This is a genomic window from Xanthomonas sp. NCPPB 3570 (genome assembly GCF_056725115.1).
Genome location: NZ_CM161513.1, coordinates 2,259,821 through 2,277,784 on the forward strand (window position 1 = coordinate 2,259,821; position 17,964 = coordinate 2,277,784).

Genomic DNA, 17,964 nt, shown 5'->3' on the forward strand with positions numbered 1-17,964 from the left:
CGTCTTCTACCCTTACAGCGGCATGTTCATCACGTCCTGGTACGCCTGGACGAGTCGGTTGCGGACTTCCACGGTAGCGCGAAACGCCACCTGGGACTGTTGTGCGGCCAGCATCACCTTGGCCAGATCGGCGCTGGGGTCGCCCAGTTCGAAGGCCTTGGCGAGGTCGCCGGACTTCTGCTGGGCCTCGTTCACGCCGCCGATGGCGTTGCGCAGGGTCTCGGTGAAGCTCGGGCCCTGCACCCCCTGGCTGCCGCCCAGGCCTTCGATCGCAGTGCTGCGGCCGACATCGCCCACCCGCGTCTGCGCCGCCTGGCCGACCTGGCCCTGGTAGCTGCGGATCTGCGAAAGGATGGAGCTGATGGAGTCGCTCATACGGTGAAGTCCCTGCCGGGAAACGGCTTGCCCGTATGCAATGCAAGCGGTGTGCCGAAATGGCCGGCACGCGCCGCCCGGCACCCAAGCGGGCGCGGGCGGGGGCATCGGATGGCCGGCGACGGGTTCCCGGCGCCGGCCGCGGCGCCGATGCGGGGCAGGCGCCGGCGACGTGTCGGCGGGTTGACGCTGTGCGCGTCGTCACGGTCGGGCGCCGGCGCGGCGACCTCAACTCGGCGGGAAGGGCGGCCTCAGTCCGGCAGCCAGGCCGCCCGCCACTCCTGCAGGTTGGCGCCCTGCAACATCCAGTCGCGCTGTACCGCCGCGCGCAGGTCAGCGCCGGCCGCCGCCCGCGCGTCGGCATCGGCCAGGTGCGCGCGGATCGCATTGACCCAGTCGCGGAATCGGTTCTTGACCAGGGTGACCGGCAGCCCGCCGTCGCGGTAGGGCGGCAGGTCGCTGGCCACCACCGGATAGCCGCAGGCGCCGTACTCGAGCAGGCGCAGGTTGCTCTTGCAGCGGTTGAACAGGTTGTCTTCCAGTGGCGCCAGCGCCAGGTCCAGGCCCAGCGCGGCCAGCGCCTGCGGATAGCGGGCGAAGTCCACGCCGGCGTGCACCTCGTGCACGTGCCGGCGCAGCCGCTCCGGGCACAGCCCCATGAACACCCAGTGCACCTCGTCGGCCAGCGCCTGCACCACGTCGGCGATCAGTTCCAGGTCGCCGGTGTGGCTGAGTCCGCCGGCCCAGCCGACCCGCGGCTTGGCCGCGCCGGACGCCGCCGGCGCCGGCAACGCGCCCCACAGCTGCGGCTCCAGCCGGTTGCGCACCACGCGGATATCGCCGTGCAGGCCGGCCAGCGCTTCGGCCAAGTCCGGCGTTGAGACGGTGACCCGGTCCACCAAGGTGGCGGCACGCCGCAGCGAACGCAGCACGTCCTTGGGCATCTGCTCGCGATGCGCGCTCTTCAGCGGCAGATTGGGCAGGTAGTCGTCCAGTTCGTAGACCATGAAGGCATTGCCGAACCGGCGCATGCGCTCCATCCGTGCCAGTTCCGCATCGCCGACCCGGCGCTGCAGCACCACCGCGTCGGCGCCGATGCGCTGCAGCTCCACCGGATCGAGCAGGCGCGCGTAGTACAGGCCGTCGATCTGCCCCGCCTCGGCCAGCGCCTGGAACGGCTGGATCACCCGGTACTGGCCGCTGCCGAAGGTGTCGCCCGGGTGGGCGAGCACCCGCGGCAGCGGCTTCCACGCCAGCGGCTGCCAGGAGAATTCGGACTCGGTCAGCTGGAAACCGCCGGGCTGGTCCAGGCCCAGACTGGGCGAATACGCCGGATCCTGCGCCAGCGCCGGCAGCCAGCGTTGCAGCAGGGCGTCGTCGGCCGCCTCGCTGCGGGTGGCCGGGGCCGGCTGCAACAGCAGCGCCTGTGGCGTCCACACGGTCCAGGCGCCGGCCGCGGCAGCGCGCAGGCACAGATCCACGTCGGCACCGCCGGCGGCGAAGCCGGCCGCGTCGAAGCCGGACAGGTGTTCGAACAACGCCCGCCGCACCAGCAGGCAGTGCGCCGACACCGCGCTGTAGCGGTGCGCCACCTGCAAGCGGCCCATGTAGCCGGGCTGGGCCATCGCCTCACCGGTGAAGGCATGGCCGGCGCCGGCCAGCAGCCCCGGCAGCAGGCCGGCATGGGTGATGCGGCCATCGGCGGAGACCCCCTTGGCGCCGACGATGCCGACCTCGGGCCGCTGCGCGTGGTTCATCAGCGCGTGCAGCCAGCCGTCCTGCACCGCGGCGCTGTCGGCGTCGAGGAACAAGAGGTACTCGCCTTGCGCCTGGGTGGCGGCGAGGTTGTGCGCCTCGGCCTGGGAGACCCGCTGTTCCAGGGCGAACACGCGGATGCGGCCGTTGCCCAGTTCGGCGACCGCCTGCATCCACGCGGTGATCTCCGGCGCCTGGCTGGCATTGTCCACCAGCAGCAGTTCGTAGGCCGGGTAGGCGGTCCGTTCGAGCAGGCTGACCACTGCGCGCTGCAGCGCCGGCAGGTTGTCCTGCGCCAACAGCACGATCGAGACCGGCGGCTGCGCGGCATGGCCGTAGTCGATGCGGAACAGGCCACCCGGCAGCGGCTCGACCGTGGCCTGCGGATAGCCGCGGCCCTGCAGGTGCGCGGCGATCGCACGTTGGCGCGCCTGGCTGCCAGTCTCGGCGCTGGCCGGCGTGGCGACCAGCAGCGGCTCGGGCAGGTGCACGATGCCGTCGCCGCCGTCGCGCAGGAACAGGCGCAGGATCAGCTCCAGCTCACTGGCGCCGTCGTAGGCCGGATCGAAGCCGCCCAGCGCCTGCACCGCGGCGCGCCGGAACACCCAGTGGCCGGCGGTGACCAGCGGATTGCCCAGCAGCAGGTCCAGGTCCGGATCGGGACGCAGCAGCGGCGCCAGGGTGTCCGCGTCCACGGCCAACCATTCGTCCGCATACAGCGCGTTGCATTGCGGCTGCTGCGCCAGTTCCAGCAGCAGCCGCAGCAAGCCGCCGGTGTAAAAACGGCTGCCCGCGACCACGCGCAGGCACCAGTCGCTGGCCGGAGAGGCGTCCAGCGCGGCGGACAGCGCCGCGGCATCGGCCTCGGTCGGCAGCGCTGGCAGGATCCGGACCCGCGGGTCCGGCCACGCGGGCAGGGGGGCGTCGCCCAGCACCAGCGCCTGCACCTGCGCGAACGGCGCGCCGTCCAGCAGCAGGCTGTCCAGCGTGGCGTCCAGCGCGGCACGGTCGGCGCCGCGTGCGTCGACCAGCACGGCCAGCCGCGGCGCGCCGCCGAGGGCGTCCAGGCGCGCCTCGAGGAGGTCGCGTTGCGCCGGCGTCAGCGTCCGCCGCGCCTGCCAGTCGCGCAGCGCGGCCTGCACGCAGACCCGCGCGTAAGCGTCCTGGATCGCCTGCAGCAGGTCCACCGGCGTGCCTGGGCCGCCGCCCAGCGGCGTCACCGTGACCTGGCGGACGTCGCCATCGCCCCGGTACCAGCCCATGGCGCGCACGCCCTGGCGGAAGTTGGCATGCCCCTGGTCGCCGATGCCGGGCTGGTCGCGGCCGGCCTGGCTGTATTGCTCTTCCGATACCCGGAACCGGGTCAAGGGCTTTGCCAGCAGCGCCAGGTGGCCGCGGTGCAGCAGCTTGGCGTACAGCGCCAGGTCGCCGACCCAGTTGATGACCTTGCCGGCCAGCGTCATCAGCTCGTCGCCGATCTCCAGCAGGTCGCTGCGCCGGCACAGCACGCAGCTGGGCTCGCCGACGAAGTTGATGGTGTGGTCGGCCAGGAACGACAGCAGCTCCGGCCCGTCCAGCAGCACATCGCCGGCGAACGGGAAGGCGGTAGCCGGAATGTCCTCCAGCGGCGCGCCGTGGCTGTCGATGCGCTGGCGGCGCGAGGAGGCCAGCAGCACGTCCGGCGCACTCTGCATCGCCGCAACCAGCGCGGCCACGCAATCCGGCGCCAGCACGTCGTCGTCGTGCAGGAACTTCACATACTCGCCCTGGGCCAGGGCGATGCCGCGTGCGGTGCTGCCGAGTTCGCCGAGGCGGCTCGGGTTGCGTTCGTAGCGGATCGGGAACCGTGCCAAGCCGCGCTTGCGCTCCACCACCTCGGCGATCGTGTCGTCGGGGTTGTCGTCGCAGATGACCAGTTCCAGCGCCGGATAGGTCTGGGCCAGCACGCTGTCGAGCGCCTGCTCGAAGTAGCGGGCCTTATAGGTCGGCATGACGATGCTGACTACGGCGGGATCACTCATCGAGACATCGTCATCCAAAAAGGGCATCTCCGGGATGCAATAGCCATGCCAGCAGGGGTGGTGGCGTATGACCCACGAGCATGATACTTCTGGCTATCGCATGACCAACTGGGTTATGTGAATTCCTTCAATATATGGAATGGGGCGAAAAATGATCTTCAAAAAGGTCTTGGCGGTTGTGGTTCTTGGGGTCCTTTCATTCAATTCGCAGGCATCAACACTCGTCTATGCAACCGACGCGAATGGCAACGTAGTGTCTGGCTCTCTCCAGACCCTTCGTACGGCACTGAATAGTGGGGCAAACGTGAAGGTGCTCGTTACCGCTCCTAACGAACACGTCTGGGCGGTGCCTTGTACGAATACCTCGGTTAAATTGGATGCATCTCAGGCTGTTGTTTGCGTAAGCAATCAAGGCCTTGGTATGAATATTTCAATGGGGAGCCAATTTGGCGGTGTGAGCAATCCGCCTCAATCCGTGCATTTTTTGCTTAATACTTCTGGCCAGTACGTCCAGGCCAATATCGACATGGGGAACGGTACACTTGTTTCACGTTCTTCCTATGTTTTTGCAATGCAATGGTACGTCGATTGAGATGACTGCAGAGCGTCCATCGGACGCGCTTTCAAAGGCGGTATTTGGCCGACGAAAAAGCACGCCGCTCGTCAATGAGCGGCATGCCAGTGTGAATTACACACCCGTAGGAAAGCGGTCCAATAGATCGTACGTGATATTTATACTTCCGTTTCCGTTTGTGACTAGCCATATCCCATTTCCTGGTGGAATATAGACTTGATAAGGGAAGTGGTCCGATGGAGGCGCGACACCTAAAAATATCACTCTCTTGGTTCCATCCCCATATCCCGAGGGTGCCGACGTATCTGCATAGACAGCCAGGCCTATCGCAGTTGACGCGCCACTTAGACTACATGTACGAACTACAAGGCCATACTGGTTGTCAGTAGGGGACACGACTTGCGTGACTACATTCGCCGAAACTCCAATGTTCGCGAATTTAGCCCCGATGGGGGCGATACTTCCTTTTCCCGAAATTTCCATTGGACCACCTCACTAAGTGCTTGTGTATACGATGGCGGGTTTATTTCGAATGTGATTTTGGTGCGTTTATTTTTTACGTGAAGTTCTCCTGGTTGACATGCGGCTGGGGGCACGGTGGGGCTGTCTATGCTTTTGAGCACGACGCCGATTGGGATGGTACAGACACGTCCAACAGGTCGCGTTGCGCAGTTGTGACCGTCCGCTGCGCCTTCGAGTTGCGCAAAGCAAGTTGCGCGCAGATGCGTGCGAGATGCACCGGCGTACCCGGGCCGCCGCAAGCGGCGTCACAGTGACCTGGCGGATGCCCTATTGCCGTCTTACCAAGCCATCCGCGCGCGCCCTGGCGGAAGTTGGCGTGGCCCGGCTCGCCGATGCCGGGCTGGTCGCGGTCGGTGAGGAGTGAAACGCCGATACGCTTTGGTTGGCGACTTTTGCCGAGGAGGCGGTATCGCGCGATGCGTGCCATCCGCTATGTCGGCAGGCAGGGTGTCATGCGCAATGCGTGTTGCCTTTCCGCCTCCGCCTTGCCTGTTACGTTCGCGAGATTGGGGAATGGATCTGTCAAAGCGTCGAATGCTGCGGTGGTGAGCAGAAATCGTAACGTCATGCCTTGTTGATATCGTGAACGCGCTTCATCTCAACTCATAGGGGGAAATATGATCAGGCTCAAAGCTTTGGTTTTCAGCGCGCTCGTTCTGACGGCGGGTGCTTCGCAGGCTTGGACGTTGGTCTATGCGACGGACGCCAATGGGAATGTCTCGGCTGGTTCTTTGCAGTCGCTGCGCACGGCCGTGGACAATGGTGCGGACCTCAAGGTGTTGGTGACGGCGCCGAACCAGAATACGCAGCACACCTGGGGCGTTCTTTGCACGAATACATCCATGAAGCTTGACTCTTCGCAGGCTCTGGTGTGTGTCGGGCACGACGATTACGCGATGAATATCGGTATGGGCAGCCAATTCGGCGAACCCAGCAACCCGCCTTTTTCGGCCCATTTCCTCATCAATACCTCGGGGGAGTATGCCGAGGCCGACATGAGGCTCGGCAGCGGTGAACTCATTTCAAAGTCGAAGTATGTCTATGCGATGCGCTGGTTTGTGAATTGATGGCAATTTGAATTGGTGCTGTTTTATTCAATCCTTTTTGGATTGAATCACCGGGCGATGCCAATTAGCCAATAACTATGCGGTAACCGCGCGGTGGCGCTCTGGAAGGGGGTGCCACCGCGACCTCGCGAAGCGAATGCGTCGCGCCTGTGCGTAACCTTGTGTCATTCTACGTAGAGCACGGTGTCGTAGAAGTAGAAAGAGTACTGGCGCAGGCGCAGCTTGGCGTCCGGCAGGATCCGGTCCAGTTCGGCGACGATGTCCAGTAGGTCGAGCGCATGGTGGTAGCAAGTGATGGCCATGCGCGGGCGGCAGCGCCGGATCAACTCGGTGGCGCCGCGCAGCACCTTGGGCTCTGATCCCTCTACATCCATCTTCAGCAACGTGGCGCGTTCGACAGCGTCGTCCAGGCGCACGCAATCCACACGTGCGGCGCCGCCGCCATCGAGTCTGCTCCCCATGGTGCCCTGCGCGTCGAATGCCAAGGTACCGGTAGTATCAGCGACTGCGGCGTTGTACAGGCGGGTGCGACCTCCGTCTTCCGCCAGCCCCTGCTGCAGGGCAGCGAAGTTAACGGGGTCTGGCTCGAATGCATGGATGGCGGCGTACTGATCGCGGGCAGCGACGCGGAACTTGCGTACGGTGTCGCCGTCATAGGCGCCGATGTCCACATAGTGTTCATCCGCACCAATTCGAATCGGATGCAGGGTGCTTGCAAACATGGAGAAGTACTCCTGTTCTCCAGGGCACAGCACATCTAGCAGCGAGCGACGATCGCCGCTCATACGCAATTGCAATACAGCATCGAGTGTCTGAACGCTCAAGGCATCGGCGAGACGGGCGCGCACCGCGTCGAAACGCTCAGTGTGCGTCAGTGTTTGCGTACGCGTCTTGGGTCCGGTCTCGTAGATCAGCGTCATGTCAAGTGCATACATGAGTTCTGGTAGGTCGACGTGACGGCCGCCGACCTGTTGCACCAACTTCGCAAAGTGCAGCCACGTCGGGATCGAATATGCGCAGTTGATCGCCGGCAAATCTGCCAATGCCGGATCTTGACGAAGCGCCGCGGTCGGCAGTACCGCGTCGAAGCCGTCGACGGGCGTGGCTCGCGCATGCAGGACGTCGTCTAAGGCAAGAATTCTGATGCCTGGTGCTTTCGCGACCAGCGCTGCGGCCGCAGCGGCCGCAAAGAGCGTTCCAGTAAAAGCGCTAGGCGCCAGGAACAGTGCGCCACCGGCGCGCTTGCAAGCATCGATCAGGTCCGCTTCGCGCTGAAGCGCGGCCAGAGTGTCGGTCATGGTTTTACTCGAGGGGTGCGCAGCACAGGCGCGCGGGCGTTGGGAAACCAGAGGCGGGCAACGCGTCGCGTCTTAGCGCGGTCAGGCCGCGCAGCGATCAATGCCCACGATTGATCCTAGCGAAACTCGCTACGTTTGCACCGTGCATCCATCCCAGCCCGACGTGCTGTCGCACGTCGCGCAATTGTCCATAACGTGAATCGGACAGGTCAGTACCGCGCGATGTCATGCGCGTCGCACGCGGAAAATGTCTGTGAATGTGCCGCGCGGCCTCACGTAAGCGCAGGCCACGCCCGCTGGCGTCAACGCAGGATGCGGGCGCCGCCAGGCATCAGAGCGTCGTAGAAGCAGCGGTCGGGCAGCACATCCGGCACGGTGCCGGGCAGCAGCCACTCGCAGTGCCGGCCAATACTGGCGCCACTGCGGGTCATGCTGCCGCCGCCCAGGGTGCTGCCCTGGCCGATTTGGGTGCCGCGGCCGAGGTGTACGCCGGCATGCAGGGTGACGCAGGCGCCAATGCGCGCGTCCTGTTCGACGATTACCTGCCGCTCCAGCCAGGCGCCAGGGCCGATGCTGCTGCCGGCAGCGATGTTGCAGCCTGGGCCGATGTGCACATTGCCGAGCAGGCGTACCCCGGTATCGACGTGGGCCTGTGGCCAGACCAGGTCGATGCTGCCGTAGCCGGCCAGGCGCACATCGGCCAGGAGCTTGTGACGCGACTGGTTGACCGCGCGTTCGTCCAACGCCACGAACATGTTGGTCGTGGCGGCTGGATGGCTGGCGTGCAAGGCGCCAAGGTCGAAGTTGTAGCGGTCCGGTGATTCCAGCTCGATGACGAGGTGGTCCAGGCCGCACGCCTGCGCGGTACGGTGTGCCTGCTCAAGCGCCTGGCCCTCGCCGATCAATGCCAGTGTCTTCATGCGGATTGCTCCAACACGTTGGCGCGATACCACAGGTGCTGGCGGACCAGTTCGGTCTCGTAGTCGCCGTGCGTGAAGGGCAACGAATGTGGGCCGATACCGGCCTGCATGCGTTCCAGTAGGGCCGTGTCTTCCGCGATTACCAACCGCTCGGCCCTGATCAAACTGCTCAACAATGCGGTGAAGTCGGTACGCGCGTCTTTACGGCGTGCGGTCATGACCCACAGGTGATAGTCGGTTTCACCTGGAGCCACAGGATCGTACTGCTGAAGCAGGAAGTGGTCGCCGCGGACGCAGCAAAAATTCACGTTCGGATAGAGGAACCAGTTGTAGTAGGCCGAGTCCTCGCCGTAACGCTCGCAATGGCTGCGGAACCAGTTGTCCTGCTGCACGATCGCCCCCTTGGCCGGAAAGCTCAAGCAATGCAAGTGCGGAGGCGCGTGCGTACTCAGGAGTTGCTCGACTTTGGAAGCAACATCGGCGGCGCGCTCGATGTTTGCGGGAGTCCTGTCCGCCTCCGTCATCAGCGGTCCGAAGGTCTTTGGATGGACGAAAGGGACATGGTTGTAGTCCTTCACGTTCTCCATGTTGAGCTTCCAGTTGTAGCGCACGCGGTGGCAGCTGTAGGCGATCTGCGAATCCAGGTGCGATGATGCGGTCGCTATATTCTCCAGGAACGCCGGCGCGAACTGCTCTTCGAGCGGCAACGGCTGCTCGGCCATGTTCACGAACAACAACTCGCCGACCTGCTGCAGATGCAGCTTGGTCAAACAGATGCCGGCCTTTTCTTCGGCGGTGAACTGATACAAGCCCGAGTTGGGCAAGCCGCGCAACTCGCCCTCGGCGCCGAACGACCAGGCGTGGTACGGACACACCAACGGGCGCTTGCCGTGCGACTCGATCTGGATCGCCGACTGCCGGTGCGGACACTGGTTGAGGAAGGCGCGGATGCCGGCCTCGGTGCGCTGCACCAGCACCGGCACCCCGGCCACCTGGCGCGCGAAGAACTGGTTGCGCTCGCGCACCATGGAGGCGAAGCCGACGAAGATCCACAGCTTCCCGAACAGCCGTTGCTGTTCCAGGCGCAGGCTGTGCGGGCTGATGTAGTGTTCGGCGTCGAGGGCGTGGCGGGTCATGCGGAAAGGCGTCCTGCGCGTAGGGTCAACGGCTGAAGATGGTACGCGCCGGATTCCCGGCGACGGTGACATGCGGCGGCACGTCCTTGACCACCACGCTGCCGGCGCCGATCACCGCGCCGTCGCCGATCGCGATGCCGGGCAGCACGGTGGCATGCGGGTGGATGACCACGTCGTCGCCGATGCGTGCGCCGCCGCCGACGAACACGAAGTTGCCGATCTGCACGTAGTCGCCGATCACCACGTCGTGGCCGACGATGGTGGTGGCGAGGATGGTGACGAACTCGCCGATGCGGCTGTCGGCGCCGATCGACACGCCGACTTCGAACAGGCTGCCGCGCCCGATCGGCGTGTCCGAGGCCTCGCGCAGGCGCGGGCGCAGCACCATGAAGTCGGCGCCGCGCGCCAGCAGCGGCTGGCTGTAGCGGCGGCGCGCGGCCGGATCGCCGAGCGCGCAGACGAACAGGTCGCCGGGCACGGGCTGGTAGGTGTCCGGGTCGCCCAGCAGCGGCCAGCGCAGACCGGGGGCCAGTTCGCTGCGGCTGTCGAGGAACCCCTTGATATCCCAGGCCTGGCCATGGCCCGGATCGTCGTTGTACGCCATCGCCGCGATGCCGCGGCCGAAGCCGCCGGCGCCGACGATCAGCACGTGCTTCGGTGGCGCAGCGCTCATGCGAACTCCACGCCGCCGTCCATGCTGAAGGCCTGGCCGGTGACCTTGCTGCTGGCGTCGGAGAGGAAATACAGGCAGGCCAGGGCCACGTCCTCGGGGTCGCCGATGCCGAGCGGATAGCGCTTGCGGCTCTCCTCGAACCAGGCCTTGTCCTCGTTGATCAGCGTGGTCTCGACCAGGCCCGGGCACAGTGCGTTGGCGCGGATCTGGCGCCGCGCCAGTTCCAGCGCCAACGGCCGCAGCATGCCGATCAGCGCCGCCTTGGAGCCGGCGTAGGGGCCGACGCCGACGGTGCCGGTCAGCGCGGCGATCGAGGCGAGGAAGACGATGGAGCCGCCGGGGCGCAGCGCCTGCCGCGCGAGCAGGTGGCGGGTCAGCATCGTCGGCGCCACGTAGTTGATCGTCGTCACCTCGGTGAGGAAGCGCTCGCTGACCAGCTTCATCGGCGACAGGCCGCGGATGCCGGCGCTGTGCACCACGCCGTCCAGCGGCCCGCTCTCGGCGGCCAGGCGTTGCACGGTGGCGGCGTCGCAGAGGTCGCCGGCGAACAGGCGGTGGCCGTCGCCCGGCAACACGTCCAGCAGCGCCTGCAGCCGCGCCAGATCGCGACCGGCCACGAGCAACTGCGCACCGGCGCCGGCGCAGGCCTTGGCCACCGCCTCGCCGATGCCCTTGGAGGCGCCGGTCACCAGGATGCGTTTGCCGTGCACGCCGTACAGCGTCTGCAGCAGGGCGGCGGGCGTTTCCGCAACGGACATGGAGGTCTCCGGGCTCATAGGCGGATCGGCAGGGACAGCCCGCCGTCGATGGTCAGGGTGCTGCGGGTGATCCAGCGGCTGGCGTCGGACAGCAGGTAGACGGCGCCGTTGGCGACATCGGCCGGGTCGATGCGGCCGAGCGGGGTCAGCGCGATCTTGTCGCCCATGTCCGCGGTACTGCCCAACCTGCTCAACATCGGCGTGTCGACATAGCCCGGGGCGATGCAGTTGGCGCGGATGCGGTGCCGGGCCTGTTCCAGGGCGAAGGACCGCACCGCGGCCTCCAGCGCCGCCTTGGAGCCGGCGTAGCCGGCGCTGGCCTGCGGCGCGGCGCGCGCGGTCAGCGCCGAGACGTAGACCAGCGAGGCGCCTTCTTGCAGCCTGCGCTTGGCCAGCAACTGCTGGGTCAGGATGACCGGCGCCAGGTAGTTCACCGACAGCATCTGCTGCAGGTGCTTCTCGGCGGCCATCCGGAACGGCACCAGCGCGGCGATGCCGGCGCACGAGGCCAGGCCGTGGTAGCGCTCGGCCGCCTCCAACAGCTGCGTGCGGGTCGCGTCCTCGGTGAGGTCGCCGACGACGCTGCGGTGGCCCTCGCCAGGCAGCGCCGCGGCGACCGCCTGCAGACGTTCCGCATCGCGCCCGTTGAGGACCAGCGTCGCGCCCAGGCGCGCGCACAGCGCGGCCACGGCGGCGCCGATGCCAGAGGAGGCCCCGGTCACCAGGATGGTCTTGCCCTGCAGCCCGAAGGCATCGGTCGTTGCGGCAGGCGCCATCGTCAGGACTCGATCAGGTCGGGGAACACCGCGCCGTCGATATCGACCAGGCAGGTGCCCCAGGACAGGCCGATGCCGAAGCCGCACAGCAGCACGCGCTTGCGGCCGGCTTCCAGCTCCTTGTTGATGCACGCGGTCATGGTGACCGGCAGCGAGGCGCCGCTGGTGTTGCCGAAATCGTGCAGGGTGGAGGGCACCTTTTCCGGCGGCAGGCCGAGCTTCTTGCGGATGGTCTCGTTGATCATCCGGTTGGCCTGGTGGAACACGAAGTAATCGACCTCGTCCTTGGACATGCCGCTGTAGTCGAGCAGCTTCTGCACTGCCGGCGGCACCCGCTGGGTGGAGAAGCTCAGCACCGCCACGCCGTCCAGTTGCAGGTCCACGCCGCGGTGCCAGTGGTCGTTCTCGTCGGCGCGGTACGGGATCAGGTGCTGCACCCCGACCGGCTCGCGATGGCCGCCGACCGGCAGGATGATCGCGCGGTAGCCGCTGCCGTCGCTGTTGAGGTCGAAATGCATCGGCGCCGCGTCGGCGCTGAACTCCAGTGCGGTGGCGGTGCCGGAGTCGGAGAAGATCGGATCGTCGAAGGTGGCGCTGCGGTCGCCGACCAGCAGCAAGCCCTTCTTGACCCCGCCGGCGGCGATCATCGAACCGAGCAGGTTGATGCCGAACGGGTAGGCCGAGCAGCCCAGGTTGACGTCGAAGGCCACCGTGGCGTGCGACAAGCCCAGGCGGTCCTGCAGGATGATCGCCGTGGCCGGGATCGGGTAGTCCGGCGACTGCGTGACCACGATCAGCGCATCGACCTCCTCGCGCTGCCATTGCAAGCGCTCCAGCAGCACCTGCGCCGCGTCGAAGGCCAGGTCGGAAAAGCACTGCCAGTCCGCAGCCATGCGCCGGGTATGGATACCGATGTTGCGCACCAGCCGCTCGCGCTCGGAGCGGATCTGCGGCCGGCAATCGGTGAGATTGGAGACGACGCGCTTGGGCACGCAGGTCGCCATGCCGGCGAAGCGCACGTTGCGCAGCGTGGAGGTCGGCATGTTACGCCCCGGTCAGTTTGTACAGATCGCCGAGGGTCACCACCGCGGCCAGGTGCTCGCCGGTGATGGTCTTGCCGTACTCCATATCGAACATCACGATCACGCCCAGCGCGGCCAGCGAATCCCACTCGGGCAACTCGCGCAACACCGTGTCCATGGTGACTTCGACCGGATTCTGGAAATCCGTGGCCGACAGGAAATTCTCGATAAACGTCTCTTGGCTCATGCTGCGGGTTCCACGGGTTGGGCGAAGGAGGGAGAGGCGAGGGTGCGACGGGAATCGGACGCGGGCATGACGCCGCCCGCCGCGGCGATCAGGTCGACGATGGCGTCCACCTGCTCGGCCCCCAGTCCGGGAAAGATCGGCAGGCACAGCACGCGGTCGGCCATCTGCCGCGCCACCGGCAGGCCGGCCGGGGCGGAGGAGGGCAGGCCGCGGTACATCGGGAAATCGCTGATCAGCGGGTAGAAATAGCGGCGCACGAGGATGTCGTGGCTGCGCAGCAGCCGGTGCAGCTCGTCGCGCGCCAGCGGGAAGGCGTCCTCGACCAGGATCGGGAACGAGGCGTAGTTGGACAAAGCCGGTTCCCGCGGCGCCAGGCAGCGGATCCCCGGCACCTGCGCCAGACGCTGCCGGTATTGCGCGTCGATCGCCCCGCGCTGCGCCAGCGCGGCATCGATGTGCTGCAGTTGCAGCAGCCCGAAGGCGGCGTTGATCTCGCTCATCTTGCCGTTGATGCCGGTCGCCACCACGGTGGTCTCGTCGACGAAGCCGAAGTTCTTCAGCCGGCTGATGCGCTGGTAGGTCTTGGCGTCGGGGCAGACGATGGCGCCGCCCTCGAAGGTGTTGAACACCTTGGTGGCGTGGAAGCTGAGCACGCTGAGGTCGCCATGGCGCAGGATCGAGCCGCCTTCGTCCTTGACGCCGAACGCATGCGCGGCGTCGTAGATGACCTTGAGGTTGTAGGTATCGGCAATGCGCTCGATCGCGGCGGTGTCGCAGGGCGTGCCGTAGCAGTGCACCGGCATGATCGCGGTGGTGTGCGGGGTGATCGCCGCCTCGATCTTCAGCGGATCCAGGTTCAGGGTCTGCGGATCGATATCCACGAACACCGGCTTGATGCCACGCCACAGCAGCGAATGCGCGGTGGCCACGAACGAGTACGGGGTGGTGATCACCTCGCCGGTGATGCGCAGCGCCTGCAGCGCGGTCAGCAGCGCCAGGGTGCCGTTGGTCAGCAGCGCCAGGTGGTTCACGCCCAGGTACTCGGCCAGCGCCTTCTCCAGCGCGCGGTGCATGTCGCCGCCGTTGGTCAGGATGCGGCTGCGCCAGATCTGCTCCAGGTAAGGGACGAACGCCTCCAGGGGCGGCAGCAGCGGACTGGTGACGGGGATGGACATGGGACCTGCCTGGCGACGGGTGGAAGTCCCCGGTGCGGAACGCCCCGCCCGGTGCTGTTGAAACGTGAAGCAAGCCACATGCCAAAGGTGCCTGTCCACTGTCGGCGCGTTCGACCGGGATGCAATGCAGGCGAAGGGTGGCGTGATCGCCGCGGGCGCGCAGCACAGCAGCCCCAGCGCGAGTCCGGTCTCAAGGGTGGGCAGGGGGATGGAGACGGTATCCGGCGGCACCACGGGCGCGCCGGGTGCCGTCGCACCCGGCGCCGTGCGCCGGCTCAGCTCGCCAGTTCGGTCTGGTCGCGGTCGATGCCGTACTTGCGCAGCTTCTCGACCAGGGTGGTACGCCGCAGGCCCAGCAACTGTGCCGCATGCGCGACCACGCCCTGGGTGCGCTCCAGCGCCTCGTTGATCAGCGCCAGCTCGATGTTGGCCATGTGCCCGCGCAGGTCCAGGCCGCTTTCCGGCAGCGTCGCCGCCGCCGGGGCCGCCGCGTCGGCGTCCGCGCCGCCGGGCTTGCCGCCGGCGTGCAGGTCCACCACGTTGGGCACCCGCCGCGGATCGGCCGCGATCGGCGCCGGCGGCGCCGACACGTCGATGGACGAGGCGAAGTCGCCACGATAGCGTGCCGGCAGGTCCTGCACCCGCACCAGGCCGCCCGGATGCAGCACCGCCAGGCGTTCGACCAGGTTGGTCAGTTCGCGCACGTTGCCCGGCCACTCGTAGCTGCGCAGCGCCTGCAGGGCCTCTTCGGAGAAGCGCACTTCGCCGCGCCCGGTCCGCGCCAGCTGCGCGGCGATGGTGTGGACCAGCGCCGGCAGGTCGTCGCTGCGTTCGCGCAGCGCCGGCATCTCGATCGGGAACACGTTGAGCCGGTAGAACAGGTCCTCGCGGAACTGGTTGCCGGCGATGCGCTCTTCCAGGTTGCGGTGCGTGGCGGCGATCACCCGCACGTTGCAGCGGATGGTGACATTGCCGCCGACCCGCTCGAAGCTGCGCTCCTGCAGCACCCGCAACAGCTTGACCTGCATCGGCAGGCTCATGTCGCCGATCTCGTCGAGCAGCAGGGTGCCGCCCTCGGCCATCTCGAAACGGCCCTTGCGCGCGCTCAGCGCACCGGTGAACGAGCCCTTCTCGTGGCCGAACAGTTCGCTTTCCAGCAGATCCGGCGGGATCGCGCCGCAGTTGATCGCCACGAACGGGCCATCGCGGCGCGGCGACTGCTGATGGATCGCGCGCGCCACCACTTCCTTGCCGGTGCCGGACTCGCCCAGCACCAGCACGGTGGTGTCGAAGGCCGCAACCTGGTCGATCAGCCGGCGCAGGCGGGTCACCGCCGCGCTGGTGCCGGTCGGGCCGTTGTCCTGCGCGGCGCCGGCCTGGTGCTCGGCGTCCAGCCGCTTGAGGCTGGCGCGGCGCAGCAGGGTCTCCAGTTGCGCGTGGCGCAGCGGCGCTTCCAGCTGCCACACGTTGGCTTCGTGCAGGCCATGGCGCTGCGCGAAGGCCTGCGCGTCGCCGTTGAGCAACAGCACCGGCGGCGGCAGCGAACTGCGCGCCACCCAGCCGAAGAAGGCGTCGGCCTGGTCCTGGTCGTCGAGCCCGCCGACCAGGATCGCCATCCATTCGGTTTGCCGATGCCGGCCGGGCTGGACGTCGGCCACGTCGGTCACCCAACGCGGGTTGAGGTCCATGAATTCGAGCAGGCTCACCGTCCGCTCGGCGCGCACCGCGTCGTCGTCGATCACCAGGATCCGCGATTCGCTCATGCCGGCACTCCTTCCGTGCGAAGTCCCTCCAGGATCGGCATCACTTCCTGGATGTAGGACAGCTTGCTGACGAAGTTGTCGGCACCGGCGCGCATGGCATGCTCGCGATGCTCGGCGTCGTCGAAATGGCTGGCGATCACGATGTAGGGCGCCTGGTCCTGGGTCTTGATCAGGCGGGTGGCCTGCAGGCCGCCCATCTCGGGCATGGCCAGGTCCATCAGTACCACCTGCGGCCGCAGCGACTCGGAGCGCTCGATGGCTTCCAGGCCATTGGCGGCGCTGCCGATCACTTCCATCCAGTCCAGCTTGCGGAAGTGGCGCATGGCGGCGTTGATGAAACCTTCGTGGTCGTCGACCAGAAGCACGGACAGTTTGTTCATATGCGTCGTTTTTCCTTAGCCCGCACGGGCCAGCAGCGTTTTGCTGCCGCGGCGGCGTTCGCGTGCGGGAGCGATGTCCAATTGTTCACGATACTTGGCAACTGTGCGCCTTGCCACGTTTACGCCCTGTCGCGACAGCAGCCCGGCGATGGCCTCGTCGGCCAGCGGCCGCCCGGCCGGCTCGGATTCGATCAAGCGCCGCACCATCGCGCGCACCGCCTGGCCGGATACCGCCGCACCTTCCAGGCGCACGGCGAAGAAGTGCTTGAGCTCGAAAGTACCGCGCGGGGTCTGCAGGTACTTGCCGGTGGTGATGCGGGAAATGGTCGACTCGTGCATGCCGATCGCATCGGCCACTTCCTTCAGGGTCAGCGGCGCCATCGCTTCCTCGCCCTTGACCAGGAACGCGGCCTGGCGCTCGACGATGGCGCGGGTGGTGCGCAGCAGGGTCTCGTAGCGCATCGACAGGCCACGGGTCAGCCAACGCGCTTCCTGCAGCAGCTCGCGCAGCGGCTGCGCGGCATCGCCGGCCTCGGCCAGGGCGCGCTCGTGCATCGGGTTGACGGTGACGCGGTGGGTGGTGGCGGGGTTCAGCGCCACCCGCCAGGTGCCGTCGGCATGCCAAGCCACCACGTCCGGCAGCACGTGACCCAGGTCCTGCGGCTGCAGGCTGTCGCCGGGGCGCGGCTGCAGCGACAGGATCAGCCGCACCGCCTCGCGCACATCGTCGGTCTCGGCATCGAGCTGGCGCCCGAGCAGGGCGTAGTCGTGGCTGGCGAGCAGGTCGAGGTCGCCGGCGAGGATGCGCGCGGCCAGGTGGCGGCCGGGCACGCGGCCGGGCAGGTCGCTCAGCTGCGCCTGCAGGCACTCGCGCAGGTCGCAGGCGCCCAGGCCGCCCGGGTCGCCATGCAGCAGGCGCTGGCGGACCGCTTCGGCCTGCGCTACCGACAGGCCCAGGCGGGCGCTGGCCAACTGCTGCAGGGTGTCGAGCGCGCCGTCCAGGTAGCCGGCATCGTCGCAGTGCTCCAGCCAGAACGCGGCCGCTTCCAATTCTGCTGCCGGCAGTTCCAGGGCCAGCCGCTGCAGCACGCGCAGATGCGGATCGGTGGACTCGCCGGCGGCGATGCGCTGCATGCGGTCGTCTTCGCCGTCGTTCCAGCCGGCGGCCGGAATGTCCCACATCGAGGATTCGGGAAGTTCGTCGAATGCCGCGGTTTCCAGCGCCGCATCCTCGTGCTTCACCACCGGCTCGATCACGCCCTCGGCCTCTTCCAGCTCGAGCAATGGATTGGTCTCCAGTGCGCGGCGGATTTCCAGTTCCAGTTGCATGCCGTCGAGCTGCAGCAGTCGGATCGACTGCAGCAGTTGCGGCGTCAGATGCAGTTGCTGGCCCAGTTGGGCGGAAACGGTCGGCTTCATGCGGACTTCCTCGGTTCGGCGCCAACCCTCTGGCGCCCGTGGAACGCATAGTGCTTGTCGCCCGACGGTAACAGAATCGGGGG

At 67.0% G+C, this 17,964-nt stretch carries 16 protein-coding genes; 2 read left to right on the forward strand and 14 right to left on the reverse strand.

Annotation, left to right across the window (positions count from 1 at the left end):
- Positions 1-12: 12 nt before the first annotated feature.
- Both fliE and AC1PLR_RS09925 read right to left on the reverse strand, forming a co-directional pair.
- Positions 13-375: a flagellar hook-basal body complex protein FliE gene (gene fliE, locus AC1PLR_RS09920; RefSeq protein WP_481103421.1), complete on the reverse strand. Its 363-nt coding sequence runs from the start codon at positions 373-375 to the stop codon at positions 13-15.
- 251 nt (positions 376-626) lie between these two features.
- Complete coding sequence (locus tag AC1PLR_RS09925; protein ID WP_481103422.1) at positions 627-4,151, reverse strand: glycosyltransferase; 3,525 nt, start codon at positions 4,149-4,151, stop codon at positions 627-629.
- Positions 4,152-4,302: 151 nt separating this feature from the next.
- Between AC1PLR_RS09925 and AC1PLR_RS09930 the strand changes: the two genes are divergently transcribed.
- Positions 4,303-4,743 (forward strand): hypothetical protein, encoded by a 441-nt coding sequence (locus AC1PLR_RS09930; RefSeq protein WP_481103423.1) that lies wholly within the window; start codon positions 4,303-4,305, stop codon positions 4,741-4,743.
- A gap of 1,121 nt (positions 4,744-5,864) precedes the next feature.
- Positions 5,865-6,314: a hypothetical protein gene (locus AC1PLR_RS09935; protein WP_481103424.1), complete on the forward strand. Its 450-nt coding sequence runs from the start codon at positions 5,865-5,867 to the stop codon at positions 6,312-6,314.
- A 164-nt stretch (positions 6,315-6,478) separates the two neighbouring features.
- Here AC1PLR_RS09935 and AC1PLR_RS09940 read toward each other — a convergent pair whose 3' ends face one another.
- From AC1PLR_RS09940 to rpoN, 12 genes are all read right to left on the reverse strand, one after another.
- Complete coding sequence (locus tag AC1PLR_RS09940; RefSeq protein ID WP_481103425.1) at positions 6,479-7,612, reverse strand: FkbM family methyltransferase; 1,134 nt, start codon at positions 7,610-7,612, stop codon at positions 6,479-6,481.
- 302 nt (positions 7,613-7,914) lie between these two features.
- Positions 7,915-8,532, reverse strand: coding sequence for an acetyltransferase (locus AC1PLR_RS09945; protein WP_481103426.1), 618 nt, complete (start codon positions 8,530-8,532; stop codon positions 7,915-7,917).
- Complete coding sequence (locus AC1PLR_RS09950) at positions 8,529-9,668, reverse strand: aromatic ring-hydroxylating oxygenase subunit alpha (RefSeq protein ID WP_481103427.1); 1,140 nt, start codon at positions 9,666-9,668, stop codon at positions 8,529-8,531. The genes AC1PLR_RS09945 and AC1PLR_RS09950 overlap by 4 nt, the downstream gene beginning before the upstream one ends.
- A 25-nt stretch (positions 9,669-9,693) precedes the next feature.
- Complete coding sequence (locus tag AC1PLR_RS09955; RefSeq protein ID WP_481103428.1) at positions 9,694-10,341, reverse strand: acetyltransferase; 648 nt, start codon at positions 10,339-10,341, stop codon at positions 9,694-9,696.
- Positions 10,338-11,099, reverse strand: coding sequence for an SDR family NAD(P)-dependent oxidoreductase (locus AC1PLR_RS09960; RefSeq protein ID WP_420009887.1), 762 nt, complete (start codon positions 11,097-11,099; stop codon positions 10,338-10,340). Before AC1PLR_RS09960 ends, AC1PLR_RS09955 begins: the two co-directional genes overlap by 4 nt.
- 14 nt (positions 11,100-11,113) lie before the next feature.
- Entirely contained in the window at positions 11,114-11,875 is a 762-nt protein-coding gene (locus tag AC1PLR_RS09965; RefSeq protein ID WP_481103429.1) for an SDR family NAD(P)-dependent oxidoreductase, read from the reverse strand.
- 2 nt (positions 11,876-11,877) lie between these two features.
- On the reverse strand, positions 11,878-12,918 hold the full coding sequence (locus tag AC1PLR_RS09970; protein WP_481103430.1) for a ketoacyl-ACP synthase III: 1,041 nt from the start codon (positions 12,916-12,918) through the stop codon (positions 11,878-11,880).
- Position 12,919: 1 nt separating this feature from the next.
- Positions 12,920-13,144, reverse strand: a complete 225-nt coding sequence (locus AC1PLR_RS09975; protein WP_019801391.1) for an acyl carrier protein — start codon at positions 13,142-13,144, stop codon at positions 12,920-12,922.
- Positions 13,141-14,319 (reverse strand): DegT/DnrJ/EryC1/StrS family aminotransferase, encoded by a 1,179-nt coding sequence (locus tag AC1PLR_RS09980; RefSeq protein ID WP_420009884.1) that lies wholly within the window; start codon positions 14,317-14,319, stop codon positions 13,141-13,143. Before AC1PLR_RS09980 ends, AC1PLR_RS09975 begins: the two co-directional genes overlap by 4 nt.
- A 275-nt stretch (positions 14,320-14,594) precedes the next feature.
- Complete coding sequence (locus AC1PLR_RS09985) at positions 14,595-16,082, reverse strand: sigma-54 dependent transcriptional regulator (RefSeq protein ID WP_371182210.1); 1,488 nt, start codon at positions 16,080-16,082, stop codon at positions 14,595-14,597.
- A complete protein-coding gene (locus tag AC1PLR_RS09990) occupies positions 16,079-16,462 on the reverse strand; it encodes a response regulator (RefSeq protein ID WP_010341669.1) in 384 nt (127 codons plus the stop codon). The genes AC1PLR_RS09985 and AC1PLR_RS09990 overlap by 4 nt, the downstream gene beginning before the upstream one ends.
- Before the next feature lie 15 nt (positions 16,463-16,477).
- Entirely contained in the window at positions 16,478-17,881 is a 1,404-nt protein-coding gene (rpoN, locus tag AC1PLR_RS09995) for an RNA polymerase factor sigma-54 (RefSeq protein WP_420009883.1), read from the reverse strand.
- Positions 17,882-17,964 lie beyond the last annotated feature (83 nt).

Bases quoted from the DNA above. Each gene is read 5' to 3' on its own strand.
- fliE (WP_481103421.1), bottom strand. From the start codon at position 375: ATGAGCGACTCCATCAGCTCCATCCTTTCGCAGATCCGCAGCTACCAG.
- AC1PLR_RS09925 (WP_481103422.1), bottom strand. From the start codon at position 4,151: ATGAGTGATCCCGCCGTAGTCAGCATCGTCATGCCGACCTATAAGGCC.
- AC1PLR_RS09930 (WP_481103423.1), top strand. From the start codon at position 4,303: ATGATCTTCAAAAAGGTCTTGGCGGTTGTGGTTCTTGGGGTCCTTTCA.
- AC1PLR_RS09935 (WP_481103424.1), top strand. From the start codon at position 5,865: ATGATCAGGCTCAAAGCTTTGGTTTTCAGCGCGCTCGTTCTGACGGCG.
- AC1PLR_RS09940 (WP_481103425.1), bottom strand. From the start codon at position 7,612: ATGACCGACACTCTGGCCGCGCTTCAGCGCGAAGCGGACCTGATCGAT.
- AC1PLR_RS09945 (WP_481103426.1), bottom strand. From the start codon at position 8,532: ATGAAGACACTGGCATTGATCGGCGAGGGCCAGGCGCTTGAGCAGGCA.
- AC1PLR_RS09950 (WP_481103427.1), bottom strand. From the start codon at position 9,668: ATGACCCGCCACGCCCTCGACGCCGAACACTACATCAGCCCGCACAGC.
- AC1PLR_RS09955 (WP_481103428.1), bottom strand. From the start codon at position 10,341: ATGAGCGCTGCGCCACCGAAGCACGTGCTGATCGTCGGCGCCGGCGGC.
- AC1PLR_RS09960 (WP_420009887.1), bottom strand. From the start codon at position 11,099: ATGTCCGTTGCGGAAACGCCCGCCGCCCTGCTGCAGACGCTGTACGGC.
- AC1PLR_RS09965 (WP_481103429.1), bottom strand. From the start codon at position 11,875: ATGGCGCCTGCCGCAACGACCGATGCCTTCGGGCTGCAGGGCAAGACC.
- AC1PLR_RS09970 (WP_481103430.1), bottom strand. From the start codon at position 12,918: ATGCCGACCTCCACGCTGCGCAACGTGCGCTTCGCCGGCATGGCGACC.
- AC1PLR_RS09975 (WP_019801391.1), bottom strand. From the start codon at position 13,144: ATGAGCCAAGAGACGTTTATCGAGAATTTCCTGTCGGCCACGGATTTC.
- AC1PLR_RS09980 (WP_420009884.1), bottom strand. From the start codon at position 14,319: ATGTCCATCCCCGTCACCAGTCCGCTGCTGCCGCCCCTGGAGGCGTTC.
- AC1PLR_RS09985 (WP_371182210.1), bottom strand. From the start codon at position 16,082: ATGAGCGAATCGCGGATCCTGGTGATCGACGACGACGCGGTGCGCGCC.
- AC1PLR_RS09990 (WP_010341669.1), bottom strand. From the start codon at position 16,462: ATGAACAAACTGTCCGTGCTTCTGGTCGACGACCACGAAGGTTTCATC.
- rpoN (WP_420009883.1), bottom strand. From the start codon at position 17,881: ATGAAGCCGACCGTTTCCGCCCAACTGGGCCAGCAACTGCATCTGACG.